10 protein-coding genes and 4 pseudogenes are annotated in these 13364 nt (G+C 72.9%); 3 read left to right on the forward strand and 11 right to left on the reverse strand.

Features of this window, described 5'->3' with window-relative positions; translation table 11 throughout:
- Positions 1-146 precede the first annotated feature (146 nt).
- The gene (locus ACZ3J7_RS12350) at positions 147-1517 is read left to right on the forward strand and encodes a glycosyltransferase (protein WP_465619616.1); all 1371 of its coding nucleotides are present in this window, start codon (positions 147-149) and stop codon (positions 1515-1517) included.
- A 385-nt stretch (positions 1518-1902) separates the two neighbouring features.
- Here ACZ3J7_RS12350 and ACZ3J7_RS12355 read toward each other — a convergent pair whose 3' ends face one another.
- The 3 genes from ACZ3J7_RS12355 to ACZ3J7_RS12365 all read right to left on the reverse strand — a co-directional run bounded on the left by ACZ3J7_RS12355 (position 1903) and on the right by ACZ3J7_RS12365 (position 4760).
- Complete coding sequence (locus tag ACZ3J7_RS12355; protein WP_465619618.1) at positions 1903-2235, reverse strand: transposase; 333 nt, start codon at positions 2233-2235, stop codon at positions 1903-1905.
- Positions 2236-2322: 87 nt separating this feature from the next.
- Complete coding sequence (locus ACZ3J7_RS12360) at positions 2323-3768, reverse strand: alpha-amylase (protein ID WP_465619620.1); 1446 nt, start codon at positions 3766-3768, stop codon at positions 2323-2325.
- A 197-nt stretch (positions 3769-3965) separates the two neighbouring features.
- On the reverse strand, positions 3966-4760 hold the full coding sequence (locus ACZ3J7_RS12365) for an SGNH/GDSL hydrolase family protein (protein ID WP_465619622.1): 795 nt from the start codon (positions 4758-4760) through the stop codon (positions 3966-3968).
- Between the two features lie 301 nt (positions 4761-5061).
- On the opposite strand from ACZ3J7_RS12365, the pseudogene ACZ3J7_RS12370 reads away from it, so the two are divergent.
- Positions 5062-5184 (forward strand): annotated as a pseudogene (locus ACZ3J7_RS12370) (LacI family DNA-binding transcriptional regulator); the annotation flags it as partial.
- A gap of 699 nt (positions 5185-5883) precedes the next feature.
- Here the strand turns inward: ACZ3J7_RS12370 and ACZ3J7_RS12375 are convergent.
- Together ACZ3J7_RS12375 and ACZ3J7_RS12380 are read right to left on the reverse strand one after the other, a co-directional pair.
- Positions 5884-6147: pseudogene (locus tag ACZ3J7_RS12375) on the reverse strand (helix-turn-helix domain-containing protein); the annotation flags it as partial.
- 115 nt (positions 6148-6262) lie between these two features.
- A complete protein-coding gene (locus ACZ3J7_RS12380; RefSeq protein WP_465619624.1) occupies positions 6263-6727 on the reverse strand; it encodes a hypothetical protein in 465 nt (154 codons plus the stop codon).
- Between the two features lie 110 nt (positions 6728-6837).
- On the opposite strand from ACZ3J7_RS12380, the pseudogene ACZ3J7_RS12385 reads away from it, so the two are divergent.
- Positions 6838-7545, forward strand: a pseudogene (locus ACZ3J7_RS12385) (transposase); the annotation flags it as partial.
- Between the two features lie 589 nt (positions 7546-8134).
- On the opposite strand, the pseudogene ACZ3J7_RS12390 reads toward ACZ3J7_RS12385, so the two are convergent.
- From ACZ3J7_RS12390 to ACZ3J7_RS12415, 6 genes and pseudogenes are all read right to left on the reverse strand, one after another.
- Positions 8135-8626, reverse strand: a pseudogene (locus tag ACZ3J7_RS12390) (CNNM domain-containing protein); the annotation flags it as partial.
- Between the two features lie 180 nt (positions 8627-8806).
- Positions 8807-9181, reverse strand: a complete 375-nt coding sequence (locus tag ACZ3J7_RS12395; RefSeq protein ID WP_465619626.1) for a hypothetical protein — start codon at positions 9179-9181, stop codon at positions 8807-8809.
- 181 nt (positions 9182-9362) lie between these two features.
- Entirely contained in the window at positions 9363-9938 is a 576-nt protein-coding gene (locus ACZ3J7_RS12400) for a TerD family protein (RefSeq protein ID WP_465619628.1), read from the reverse strand.
- Positions 9939-10237: 299 nt separating this feature from the next.
- Complete coding sequence (locus tag ACZ3J7_RS12405) at positions 10238-11521, reverse strand: MFS transporter (RefSeq protein ID WP_465619630.1); 1284 nt, start codon at positions 11519-11521, stop codon at positions 10238-10240.
- Entirely contained in the window at positions 11518-12678 is a 1161-nt protein-coding gene (locus tag ACZ3J7_RS12410; RefSeq protein ID WP_465619632.1) for a PLP-dependent cysteine synthase family protein, read from the reverse strand. The genes ACZ3J7_RS12405 and ACZ3J7_RS12410 overlap by 4 nt, the downstream gene beginning before the upstream one ends.
- Positions 12679-12804: 126 nt before the next feature.
- On the reverse strand, positions 12805-13239 hold the full coding sequence (locus ACZ3J7_RS12415; RefSeq protein WP_465619634.1) for a hypothetical protein: 435 nt from the start codon (positions 13237-13239) through the stop codon (positions 12805-12807).
- Positions 13240-13364 lie beyond the last annotated feature (125 nt).

A 13364-nucleotide genomic window follows, 5' to 3' on the forward strand; every position in this document is an offset into this window, starting at 1 on the left:
TCGGAGCGACCGCCCCGACCGGATCGATCGGCCGAGCGCCGCGCGGACCGGCGGACGGGCAGCGCGTGACCCACCATCGAAGAGAGCCGCCACCCGCTCCCGGTGCCCACCGGAGACGGCCGGAGGTGTCGGCAACGGAGGATCCCGTGCCCCGAGTCGTCGTCATCAGCCCGCCCTTCCGCTCGCACGCCGCGCCCCTGGCCGTCCTGGGCGCCGCGCTCCGCGACACCGGGGCCGACGTGACGCTGGCCTGCGCACCGGCCTTCGCCGGCCTGGCCGAGGAGCACGGTCTCGGCTTCGCCGAACTCACCGTCACCCGCAACGCCAACCACGGTGTCGCCGAGCGCACGGAACAGGCGGACGGCGAGGCCCGGCGGCTCCTGGAGTTCCTGGACGCCACGCGCGACGGCGCCGTCGCGACCCTGCTCACCCAGGCGCGCCACCGGCGGGACGACCTGCTCGCCGACCCCGACCGGATCCTGGCGGAGGTCCGCGACCTCGACCGGAGGCTGCGTCCCGACTGGTACCTGGTGGACCAGCTCAGCTACCCCGTGACCCTGGCCGCGCACTGCCTGGACCTGCCCTACGCCACGTTCTGCCCGGGGCACCCCAGCTATCTCCCCGTCGGCCCGGAGGCGTTCTTCGGCCTGCCCCACGCCTGGCCCGAGGCCCTCCGCCCCGAGCCGGACGCCCTCGCGCGACTGCGGGACGCGGTGGCCGCGAACGACGCGGCGTTCACCGAGGCCTTCCACCGCGTGGCCGGACGCCACGCGCCCGGGCGGCCCCGGCCCGAACGGGCCTTCGCCCTGTGCTCGCCGCACGCCGTGGTGTTCAACTACCCGCTCCTGCCGTGGCTCCCGCCCGTCCCGCCCGTCCCGCCCGGCCCGGTGCCCGTCCACGCCGGGCACTGCACGCCGGGACCGGTCGGGCTCGACGAGCACTGGCGGGCCGTCGTCGCCCGCCTGACCGCCACCGGACGCCCGCTGGTCCTGATCGCCTTCGGCACCTTCCTGTCGGCCCGCCACGACGTCCTGCGCACGGTCGCGCGGGCGGCGCTCGACCGCACGGACGCTTCGGTGATCGTGGCCGCGGGAGCCCGCACCGAGGAGCTCGCGGGCGATCCGCAGCTGGCGGCGGCAGGGTCGGAGCGCCTGCACGTCGCCGCGTCCGTCCCCCAGCAGGCCCTCCTGGCGCACACCGCCGTGATGGTCCACCACGGCGGCAACAACTCCTTCACGGAGTGCCTGGTGGCAGGTGTTCCGGCACTCGTCCTGCCCTTCTCCAGCGACCAGTTCGCCATCGCCCACGACCTGGAGCGCGCGGGCCTCGGCCTCGCGCGCGACCCCAACACCCTCGACGCCGCGACCGCGGGCGCGGCCCTGCGCCACCTGCTGGCGACCGGTGGGCCCGGCACCGCAGCCTGGCGCGCCGAGACCCGCGCCGCGGGCCCGCGCCACGCGGCCGACCGGCTCGTCCGCGTCATGCGGAACGCTCCCCGCGCCCACACGGCGTCGTAGCCCCGCCGCTCGCGTCACAGGTGCGCCTACCCGTCCGGAGGCGGCCGTGCGCACGGTGGTCGGTGGGGGCTCGTCGGGACGGGGAGCGATCGCCGTGACGACCGTTCGCAAGCTGCACGAGGCCGGCGCCACCAGCGAGCACGCCCGCGCGGCCGCGTTCGGCTCGGTGGGGGCCGGCCCTGCTGAGCCGGGTGGCGTCGATCAAAGCCGAGCAGGAGGACGTCGAGCGGGCCGGCCGGCCCGGAAAGTGATGGGTAAGCGGGTGGTTACCGGCTTTTGAGGTCGTCGGCGAGGCGGCGGGCCGCTTCGGTCTCGGCGGGACCGCGTGGTTCGACCGTCTCGCCGGCGGGCCGGGCGGCCATGAGCCGGGTCATGGCCGCCCTGATCATCGCTTCGGTCTGCGCGGTCCTGTGCCCGTAGTCCCGGGCCAACCGTCCGCACCCTCCCGGCCAGGAGGACGTCCGCTCCACCACCCACCTGCGGGGCAGCACCCGGAAGCTTTCCCATCCGCGTTCCGCGGGGCTGGGTCGTGCGGTACCAGCTGCCACGCGCAACCGCCGACCAGCACGTACAGCACGGTGTCGACGATCAGCCGACGCGGGAACCTCGGCCGACGGCCGCCCCGGCGCGGATTCCGCACCGGCAGCAGCGGCTCGACCACCGCCCACTGAGCTCCGCCGCCGACGAGTCGTAGAGCGGCTTGCACGAGCAGGCACACATGGGGGTGGTCCTCGCGGACGACCCGACCGCGAAGATCACCGCCAGCACGTCACATCTCGCAGTCGATCGATCACCCGGCACCTTCTCAGCCGCCCGCGCCCGCGTACAGGGCGACGGCGTCGCCCGCGCCGACCGTGGCGGTGAAGGTGCCGTTGGCGGCGACGGTGTACTTGGGCCCGCTGCACCCGCCGCCCGCGCTCGGGTCGCCGTGCTGGACGTCGCAGTAGCTGCCGGCGGGCAGCGAGGTCTGGAAGGTGCGGGTGAGCGCGGTGGTCTCGTGGTTGATCGCCACGTAGCCCTTGGCGCCGCGGCCGAAGGCGATCGCGTTGTTGCCGTTCGACCACCAGTTGGTGACCGCGGTGCCGTTCACGGCGTTGCGGAAGCCGACCATGTTGGCGATCTGCCGCCAGGCGTGCTGGCACTTCCAGCCGTCCTGGTAGCAGGCGCTGACGGTGCCCCCGTTCGGCGGACCGGCGTCGATGTCGCTGAACTCGTAGCCCGAGTAGACGTTCGGCGAGCCGTACGGCCAGGCCAGCAGGTAGACGTTGGCGAGGGTGTAGGTGTTGCCGTACTTGTAGGTGAGGGTGGAGCCGTTGCGTTCGGTGTCCCAGTTGTCGGTGAAGGTGCGGGAGTTGCCGCTCGGCAGGTAGCCCGCGCCCCAGGAGTCGTTCCAGTTGCTCAGGTAGGCGAGCTTCTCGCCGGTGAAGATCCGCTTGAGGTCGTAGGCGCCCATGAAGGCGTCGACGTCACCGGTGCCGGTGTACTCGGAGGGTTGGACGGCCTCGCCCGCGCCGTAGATGACCTCCTGCGCCCAGTAGACGTTCGGGTTGGTGAGCTTGGCCTTGACGGCGGCGAGGTCGGTGGCGGCGATGTGCTTGGCGGCGTCGATCCGGAAGCCGTCGACGCCCTTGGCGAGGAGGCCGTTGAGGTAGGCGGCGATGGTGGAACGGACGTGGTCGCTGCCGGTGTCCAGGTCGGCCAGGCCGGAGAGCTGGCAGTTCTGCACGTCGGCCCGGTCGGCGTAGTTCGAGATGTTCGTCCGGCAGGAGTGGAAGTCCTGGTCCTGGTAGGAGCCGGGGTAGGCGTACTTGCTGTAGACCGTGCCGCCGGTGCCCGTCCCGCTGCCCGCGCTCATGTGGTTGATCACGGCGTCGGCGACCACCTTCACGCCCGCCGCGTGACAGGTGCCGACCATCGAGGCGAAGGCGGTCGCGTTGCCCAGCCGACCGGCGATCTGGTAGCTGACCGGCTGGTAGGACGTCCACCACTGGCTGCCCTGGATGTGCTCCTGCGGGGGTGACACCTCGACGTAGCCGTAGCCCTTGGGGCCCAACACGTTGGTGCACTCCTTCGCCACGGAGGCGTACGACCACTCGAACAGGGTGGCCGTCACGGTCCTGCTGCCGGGGGTGGCGGCGACGGCCGCGGTGGGGGCGGTCGCCAGGCCGGTCGCCGCGGTGACGGCGGCCAGGGCGGCGGCGGTGAGGGCGGCCCGGCGTCGGTGGCGGGGCGCGGGGGAGGGACGGTCCACGGGGTTCTCCTGGTGGGGTGGGAGCCGGGGTGCGCGGCGCGTTTCCACTTGCGGTGGATTGCTGCAATCTCATTGCAACTTGCCGGAAACTTTTGCGGCAGCGCAGAACGTACGGCCAGCCGACGGGGCCGTCAAGGGTTCCCGCCGGCTCCGGCCGGTCCGTCCGCCGCCCCGCCCGGCGGCGGACGGACCGGTGCTCAGATCCGGGCGCGGAAGACCGGCAGGTAGCCGTTGGCGTGACCGGCGGCGTTCGGGTGGTAGCTCTCGTGGACCGGGATCCGGGTGCTGTTGAGCCACCAGTCGGAGGAGCAGATCTCGTGGTCGGTGAAGACCTGCCGGACGTCGCCGAAGCCGAACCCGGCGGCGGCCGCCCGGCCGGCGACCACGGAGTCGATCGTGTCGGCGGCGCCGTTGACGGCGTTGCGGCTGGTGTCGCTGATCCCGAAGGCGCAGCTGCCACCGATCTTGTAGAGGTGGGGGTACCCGAGAACGACCACCCGGGCGGAGGGCGCGCGGTTGCGGATGCCCTGGTAGACCTGGTCGAGCAGGCCGGGGAGCTCGGAGGTGGCGAAGGACTTCGCGTGGTCGACGGCGCTCAGGCAGGCGTCGGTGCCGTTGAGCACGCAGGTCTGCATGGCCCCGGCGAACCCGGCGTCGTTGCCGCCGACGCTGATGCTGACCAGGGTGGTCGAGCCGTTCACCGCGGAGAGCTGGTTGTTGATGACGTCGGTCGTCGTCGCACCCGAGCAGGCCACGAACGCGAACGAGGACGGTGAGTCGGCAGCGGCCCACAGGGCGGGGTAGGCGTGGTTGCTGCGATCGCAGGACCCGGCGGAGTCGACGTAGTCACCGGTGCCTTCGCCGGAGGAGTAGGAGTCCCCGAGCGCCACGTAGTTCCCGCCGGCGGCGGAGGCGGGTGAGGCGCCGAGGAGCAGGCTTCCGGCCAGCAGCAGGCCGGTGCCGAACACGGGCAGGACGGAGCGCGGTTTCACGGGACCTCCAGGGGGCTGCGCGCGCAACGTTGACGCGGAGTTAACTTTTTGGCCCCGAGGAGCTCCTTCTGAAAGATTGGTAACAGGGGCAGTTCCGTGAAGCGGAGTTCACCGTCCTCTCGCCGCAGGGGAGTTGAAGCCGGGTCGGCGGGCCGGTACTCGCGGGCGCTGTATCCGGTGCCGACCCGGCGGGCCTCAGTGTCGCCGGGCCCGCCGGGCCCGCCGGGCGCGGCGGGTAGCCCGCCCCGCGGGAAACGGTGGATCGCGGGGCGGGGAGGGGGCGCGCATGGGCCGGGTCACCATGGCCGACGTCGCCGGGGCGGCCGGAGTGTCGGTAACGACCGTGTCGTACGTGCTGTCCGGCAAGCGGCCGGTCAAGTCGGAGACGCGGGTGGCGGTGGAGGCCGCGATCCGGAAGCTGGGCTTCGTGCCGAACACCGCCGCCCGCAGCCTGCGGACCGGGCGCTCCGGCCTGGTCGCCCTGGTGGTGCCGGATCTGGCCAACCCGTTCTTCGCCCAACTCGCGGCGGCCCTGCAGGAGCACCTGAGGGACATCGGCCTGCACGTGGTGGTCTGCGACGTCCTGGCCAGACCGTTCGCCGCCGCCGGCACCGACGCCACCGGGGGACTGGCCGACGCCGCCACGATCCTGGACGTCGTCGCCCTGCGCGGCCTGCACAGCAGCGGCGGTGAACTGCCGGCCGGCCCCGTGTACGCCCAGCCGCTCGGCGCCGCCCGGCTGCGCGGCTTCGTGGTGCTGGTCGGCGCCAGCACCGCCGAGACCCGGCTGCTGGGCAGCGTCCTGGTCTCGCTGCTCTCCGTCGAACTGGAACGCCGCCACCTCGCCGCAGAACAGCACGCGCCCGCGGTCGTCGATGACCACCAGCGCCTTCATGGCGTTCATCCGGCTCTTGCCCGAGACGAAGCGGTTGCGGCCGGGCCGGTCGGCAGCCGGTCGGCGGACCCGGATCTCGGTGGCGTCGATGATCCGGGTCCGCCCGGTAGCGGCGCGGTGGGCGATCACGTCAGCGGGAGTTCGAAGCCGCAGGCCGGGCTCCACCTGGCAGCCGCGGATGGCCAGGAGCGGGCGGATCCCGCCGACGGCGCGGGTGATGGTGGAGCGGTCGACGCCGAACCGGCAGGCGAGCACGTCGTGGGTGACGCCGTGGCGCGGGTGGACGAGCGTGGCCGGGAGCCGGTCGACGCAGACCGGTTTGTACTTCGCACCGGCGCCCACCGACCGCCGCCTCGGCCGCTCGCACAGCCCGGCCTCACGCCGGGCCTGCCACACCGGCCCCAACTCGGCCACCAGGTCAGCGATCATCGCCTGCGACAGGCCGGTGATCCGACGCTCCGAGACGATCGGCGCACGTGCCGCCATCCCCATCACGAACGCTCCAACGAGCCGAGTCCACACAAGCCACGGCCAACCATGTACGAGGTCGTAAGGCCTGTCCCGTAATGCCTGACCGCAGTTGAGATCTCGTCAGAACGCCTGCCTCCTAGGCCTGTTCCTCGAAGCTGAGGTACTGCAGGTAGTGGCGGACGAGCAGAGGTCGGGTGCTGATCAGCTCAGGACTCGAATGAGTCCTTCGCGCTGTCCCGTCGGGGCCGCTTGACGCCGCTGCACGCCAGGAGTTCGGTCCCGCTGGCGTCGAAGTACAGAGTGAAGGACCAGACCCGGTCCACTGAGTCGATGAGCCCGGTGCGCAGTTGCCCACCGCGGTGCCGTGCAAGGATCTCAACGGTCTCGTCGAGGCCAATGATTCTTGCCGGCCACGGGCCAGGGTCCGCTTCAACCTCGTTGCGGCGATACCGGCGACCATCCACTGGGGCACCTCCTTGTCCCAGATCGTCACGTCGGCGCCGGCGGCGATGGCCTCGCGTGCCGGCTTGCAGGCGCTGGTCTGGCCGGTGAGCATCGCGGCGATGTCGAGCCGGTGCGGGGGCTCGTCTTCGGTGGCCATGCGGTGACTGTAGAGACCGAGCGGAGGCGTCGCCACAGGATTCGGTGGGGCCAGAGCGAGGGAGGCAGAGGGTCGCGATGTTGCGCCGGGCCTTGTGGATCGATCTTGTGATGGCTGGTGTGATCACGGTTTCGGAGCCGTCCTGGATATCCCCGTTCACCGGGCTGCGTCCACGCGACTTCCGAAAGCTGATCACGATGCTCCGCCGCGAGGGCGCCGGTGCGATGCGCCGAGGCCGCTCGTGGAGTCTGCCGTTGGAGGACCGGGTTCTGCTGGTCGCCGCCTGCTGGCGTACCAATCTGACGCTGCGGCAGCTCGTGCCGCTGTTCGGGGTGTCGAAGTCTGCCGCTGGCCGGATCATCGACCCCATCGGACCCCTGCTCGCACTCCATCCGCGGCGCCGGTTCCGCAAAGGCACCGTGCTGATCGTCGACGGCACCCTGGTCCCCACCTGCGATCGCACGATCGTCGAGCAGTCGAAGAACCACCGGTACTCCACCAACCACCAGGTGGTCATCGATGCCCACACCCGACTGGTCGTTGTGGTCGGCAAGCCCCTGCCGGGCAATCGGAACGACTGCAAGGCCTGGGAGGAGTCCGGTGCGAAGGCCGCCGTCGGTAGGACGACCATCGCCGACGGCGAGCTGAGCGACTGGCAGGTCGCACACAACCGTGAGCACAAGCAGGTCCGCGCCCGCGTCGAGCACGTCTTCGTCCGGATGAAGACCTGGAAGATCCCCCGCGACTGCCGCCTCAGGGGCGACGGCGTCCACTACGCCATGCTCGGCATCGCCTGCCTCCACAACCTCCTCCAGGCCGCATGGGCGAAGCCAATCCAGGGGCGGATCGCCCAGCCCCGATCGAGCGAAGATCAATTACGGGAAGACCCTTAGTTCGCTGATCTAGAGCGGACATCGGTGATCAGGGAAGATTTCAACACCTGCCCTGACCACCGGCATCGCGATTTCAATCTGAGTAGGTGGCAACTCGGCGTTCTCAAAGGGCCACGGGAGCGACCTGAAGATCTCGTGCACGAGAGTACGCTGCAGCAGTCCCAGACATCTTCGCCCGGACAGTGCGTGCTGCACACAGCCTCGTACTTGTTGGAGCGCTCAGATCAGTACGCGGACAGTCGGTGGCTGGTTGCCGTCATCGGACTGCTGGCTGACATGACACCGGAGTCCCGGCCGAACCTGAGGTTCCGCCTCGTCGGGTCAGCGAAAGTCAGCATGGGTCTGAGCGCAGTCTGTTGCACTCGCCCGTACCTGGGAACCGAAGCCGCTTGGGCGGTTCAGGCGGCAGCCGGACGATGAGGTCGGCCATCTTGCGCGGGCAGTCGAGGCGGCCTTCCGGAGAGCGTGGCTGTTGCGCCCGTTTCCGCATGTCATGCCGATGGTGGGTGGCTGTTGGTGACGTGGCTGGAGATAGGTGATCGCGCGGCCCCCTGCCTTTATTTCCCTTCACTCGTCCTACGGTGCTCCGGTATGTTCTCAGTGCCGGATGGGGACGGTAGAACGCCCGGTTCTTGGGCACCAGTTCGCCGGCGACCATCAGCGCCACGGTGGACAGCAGCACGCCGAGTACCAGCGCCACGGTCCCGGCCGCCCGGGAGGGCAGGCCGGTCGCCTCCAGCGGGCCGCGCAGCAGGGCGGCCACCGACGGCTGGGCGACCATGCCGATCACCAGGCTGGTGAGGGTGATGCCGAGCCGCGCGCCGGAGAGCTGGAAGGCCAGCCGCTTGACCGCCTTCAGCGCGGTGGCCGCGCCGCGCTCGCCGTCCTCGGCGGACTTCTCCAGCGCGCCGCGGTCGACGGTGGTCAGCGAGAACTCGGCGGCCACGAGCACCGCGCAGGCGGCGGTGAGGACCAGGGCCGGCAGCAGGAGCAGCACGTCCGTCACCAGGTCATTCCCGTCCGGACACTCGGGGCCGTCGGGGCGTGACGCGGGCAGCTGTGCGGTTCGTCCATCGCGGGGACCGCGACTCCTGCGTCGTGTCGGTGCTGGTCGTCGGCGGGGCGCCACCGGCGCCCCGCCTCGCAGATGTGTGAAGGGATGGCAGAGTCCGGGCTGTGGCCGGGCTCACGCGGCCCGGCGACGGCGGAACAACGCCCGGATGCCGAGCACCACCGCGACGACGACGCCCACGACCAGCAGCACCAGCAGCACGAGCACGACCAGGGCCGCGATGCCGAGCTTCTTGAAGAAGCCGCCCTTCTTCTTCTCCTTCTTGTCGCCGGCCGCGAGGTCCACGGGGGCCGCGGCCGGTGCGTGGGTGATCTGCGGCGCGGCCTGCGGAGCGACCGCGCCGGCGGCCTGCTGGACGGCGACGGGGCGCGGGCCGGCAGTGCCGGGGGTGCCGGGGGTGTGTCCGGCGGCGGCGGCCGGGCCGCCCGCGGCCAGCAGTGCGGCGAGGGCGAGCGCGGGGAGGGCGGTGGCGGTCCTGCGCCTGGTCACTTCTCGGTTCTCCTTCGGATCGTGCGGTTCACCGGCGGGTGCCGGTGTCGAAGCCGGCCCCGGGTCCGGCCGGGCGCGCTCGAAGTCGGCCCGGTCCGGCTGCGTCGGGCGGTTCCGGCTGTGTCGGGCGGGGCCGTTCCCCCGTGTCCCCGGGTGCGATCAGGCCCCCGGCGCGTCCTCGTCAGACGTTGACGCCGAAGTCCTGGGCGATGCCGGTCAGGCCGGAGGCGTAGCCCTGGCCGATGGCGCGGAACTTCCACTCGGCGCCGTTGCGGTACAGCTCGCCGAAGACCATCGCGGTCTCGGTCGAGGCGTCCTCGGAGAGGTCGTAGCGGGCGATCTCGGCGCCGCCGGCCTGGTTGACCACCCGGATGAACGCGTTGCGGACCTGGCCGAAGCTCTGGCCGCGGTTGTTGCCGTCGTAGATCGACACCGGGAAGACGATCTTCGTGATCTCGGCCGGGACGGCCGCCAGGTCCACCTTGACCTGCTCGTCGTCGCCCTCGCCCTCGCCGGTGAGGTTGTCACCGGTGTGCTCGACCGAACCGTCCGCGCTCTTCAGGTTGTTGAAGAAGACGAAGTCGCCGTCGGAGCGGACCCTGCCCTGCTCGGTGCAGAGCAGCGCGCTGGCGTCCAGGTCGAAGTCCGTGCCGGTGGTGGTGCGCACGTCCCAGCCGAGGCCGACGACCACGGCGGTCAGGCCGGGCGCCTCCTTGGTGAGCGAGACGTTGCCGCCCTTGCTGAGCGAGACTCCCACGATGCCCCTCCTCGTTCCTGCCGCCCGAGCCCACGACTTGGGCAGCTCTTTACCTGCACTGAATCTACAGCACTGTAGAGACTGCGAGAATCCCCGACCGCTGTCGGCGGTCCGTCAGCCCCGCCCCCGCCCCCACGCCCTGACGCCCCCTCGCCGGCGAGGGGGCGTCAGGGCGCCGGCCGGGCGTCTGCCCGGAACGGCGGGCAGTAGTCCGACGCGGTCGAGGAGACGGTTCCTCGACGGGACCGGTCGGTGCCCGCCCTCCGGCACTGCGACGACCCGGCGGTGGAGGCGCGGCGTCACACGGTCACGGGCTCCGGCCGGGGTGCCGCGGGCGTCTCCAGGCGCCCGGTGCGGTGCAGCGCGGACAGCGCCGCCGCGCTCGCGGCTCCGACCGAGGTGAGCGCCGCCCACGGCAGCCACGGCGCACCGAGGCGCGCGGCGGCGTCGAACAGGGCGCCGACCCCGAGATTCCCGGCGGCGACCGCGATCCCGGCGACGGTGCTGTAGGCCCCGTAGTAGGTAGCCACCAGGTGCTCGCCCGACAGTCGCACCAGGGTGTCCATCTCGAACGGGTACAGCAGCGCCGAGCCCGCCGCCAGCAGCACCGCGCACCCGGCGAGCCCGACCGCCCCCGCCGTGACGGCCGCCCAGCCGTCCGCGCGCTGGTGCGGGCCGGGCAGCAGCGGGACGAACGCGGCGCCCGTCGCGGCGAGTCCGAGGGTGATCGCGCGGGCCGGGCCCAGCCGGCGCCGGGCCCACGCGGTCAGCCGCAGCTGCCCCGCCACCGCCGTCAGCGCGGACAGCGCGAACAGCGCCCCCACCGCCGTCCCGGACCGGTCACCGAACAGCGCGCGGGCCTGGATCGGCAGCGCCAGGTAGCTCTGGAAGCCCAGCACGTACGAGGCGGACATCGCGGCCGAGAACAGCAGGAACGGCCGGTTCGAGGCGATGGACCGCCAGTCCGCGGCGATCCCGCGCCAGCCCCCGCCGGTTGCGGACCGCCCGGGGCGGCGTTCGGGCAGGGCCCGCAGCTGCACCGCCGCCAGGACGGCGAACACGGCGGCGGCGACCGCGCACACCGCGCGGAAGTCCCAGGCCAGCAGCGCCAGTCCGGCCAGCGGGCCGGCCAGGACGCCCGCCTGGTAGAAGACGTTGAACACGGCGAACGCCTCCACCCGCCGCTCGCCGGCCCCGGCGGCGATGTAAGCGCGCACCGCCGGGTTGAACAGGGCCCCGGCCAGGCCGGTGGCGGCGGACGCCGCGATCAGCGCGGGCAGCGTGTCGGCCAGGGCCAGCAGCGCGAACGCTCCCGTCCGCAGCGCGCAGCCCGCCCAGATCAGCGGCTTGTAGCCGATCCGGTCGGCGAGGGTGCCGCCGAGCCAGAACATGCCCTGCTGGGCGAAGTTGCGCACCCCCAGTACCAGGCCCACCGCCCACGCCGCCAGGCCCAGGCCGTGCGCGAGGTGGTCGGCGAGGTAGGGCATCAGCATGTAGAAGCCCAGGTTGATGCCGAACTGGTTGACCATCAGCAGCCGCAGCGGGGCGTCGAAGGAGCGCCACTGCCCGTACAGCCGCCTCACCGCTCCGCTCCGGCTCCGGCTCCGGCTCCGGCGGCGCGGCCGACGGCGTCGGCGGGGGTGCGGCGCAGCGGGTCGACGACGCGGGTGCTGCGGCTCCAGCGGACGGCGGTCTCGGCCAGCGGGTCGGCGAGCGTCTCGGGCCCGGCGGCCGGGCGGTGGCCCAGCAGCCCGTGTGCGGCGCACCAGGCGTCGTCGTAGACGGTGTCGAGGTAGCGGTACGGGCCGTCGGGGAAGACCGCGGCGATGCGGGTGCCCGCCGGGCGGGTGCGGGCGGCCCACGCGGCGACCAGGGCGACCGCGCCCACGGACCAGCCGCCGCTGGCGTAGTGGTGGCGGGCCAGGCGGCGGCAGGTCCACACCGCCTCGGCGGGGGCGACCCAGTGGACCTCGTCGAAGGCCGGATAGTCGACGTTGGCGGGGTGGATGCTGGAGCCGAGGCCGCGCATCAGTCGGGGCCCGTCGCCCTGCCCGAAGATCGTGGAGTTCACCGAGTCGACGCCGACCACCTCCAGGTGCGGGAACGACTCGCGCAGCACGGTCGCCGTCCCGGCCGAGTGCCCGCCGGTGCCCACCGCGGCGACCAGCACGTCCACCCGCCCGAGCTGGGCGGCCAGTTCGAGGGCCAGCGGCCGGTAGGCGGCGGCGTTGTCGCGGTTGCCGTACTGGTCGGGGCACCACGCCCCCGGGTGCGCGGCCAGCAGTTCGGCGACCTTCTCGCGCCGGGAGCGCTGCCAGCCGCCGGTCGGGTGCGGGGCCCCGACGGTGACGACGTCGGCGCCGCGCGCCGTCAGCAGCCGGGCCACCGGCGGCTCCAGCCCCGGATCGGCGACCACGGTCACCGGGTGCCCGAAACTCTGCCCGGCCAGCGCCAGGCCGAGGGCGAGCGTGCCGGAGGAGGACTCCACGATCCGCGCACCGGGGGCGAGGACACCGCGCGAGCGGGCCCGCTCCACCATGTGCAGGGCGGGACGGTCCTTGATGCCGCCGGGGTTCGCGCCCTCCAGCTTCGCGAAGAAGCCGCGTCCCGGCGGGCACAACGGCTCCCCGATCCACAGCACCGGGGTGTCGCCCACCAGGTCGCACGCCCGCACGGCGGGGCGCCGCCGGCCGGGCGGCTCGAAGGAGGGCAGGGCAGGGTCGAGCACGGAAACGGTCATGGTGAAGGCACTGCTTCCTGCGCACCCGCTGCTCCTGGCAGCGGGCGCGCGGTGGACGGGTCACGGACGGCCGGCGCGCCGCCGTGCCCGTACCCCGGGGGGCGGGCACGGCGGCGCGGGGAGCGCCTACTGCCGCCAGACCCCGATCAGCACCAGCCCTATCCGCCCCGTCGGCACCGCCCCGGCCGCCCACCCGTCCACTGGCCACCGCCCCCGCCCGCAGGCGAGGAGCACCAGCACCGCGAGGAGCGACACCGGCCACACCGAGGCCCCGGCCGGGTCGGCGGCCGGCCCGGCGGTCGCCCGCAGCCGGTCCACCGCGTGATCGACGCCGTCACCGGGATGGACGTGCCGTTGCTCGCCGTTCGCGGGCGACACCCCCGGTCCCTCCGGGCCGACCACGGCCGCGGGGCAGCGCGCGGCGACCGCCGCCACGGACTCCCCGGAGAACGCCGGCCCGTGCACGGCCCCCGTCAGGTGGGCGACGACCAGCAGCACCAGGGCGACCAGCGGACCCAGCCCGCCGCGCCCCGGCACCCGCCGACTCGTCACCCACTTCACGGACTCATGGTAACCGCGCGAGCACCGAGCGTTTCACGAGCGGGCCCGGCCCGGGCCGGGTGAGGCTCTCGCAAGCCGCTGGAGGAAGGTCAAATCCTCCCACGATCGGACTGAACTCCCTTCGG

It is taken from the genome of Kitasatospora sp. NPDC015121, from assembly GCF_055562955.1.

Coding starts and splice junctions, on each gene's coding strand:
- ACZ3J7_RS12380 (WP_465619624.1), bottom strand. CDS start 6,727: ATGGCCACCGAAGACGAGCCCCCGCACCGGCTCGACATCGCCGCGATG.
- ACZ3J7_RS12410 (WP_465619632.1), bottom strand. CDS start 12,678: ATGACCGTTTCCGTGCTCGACCCTGCCCTGCCCTCCTTCGAGCCGCCC.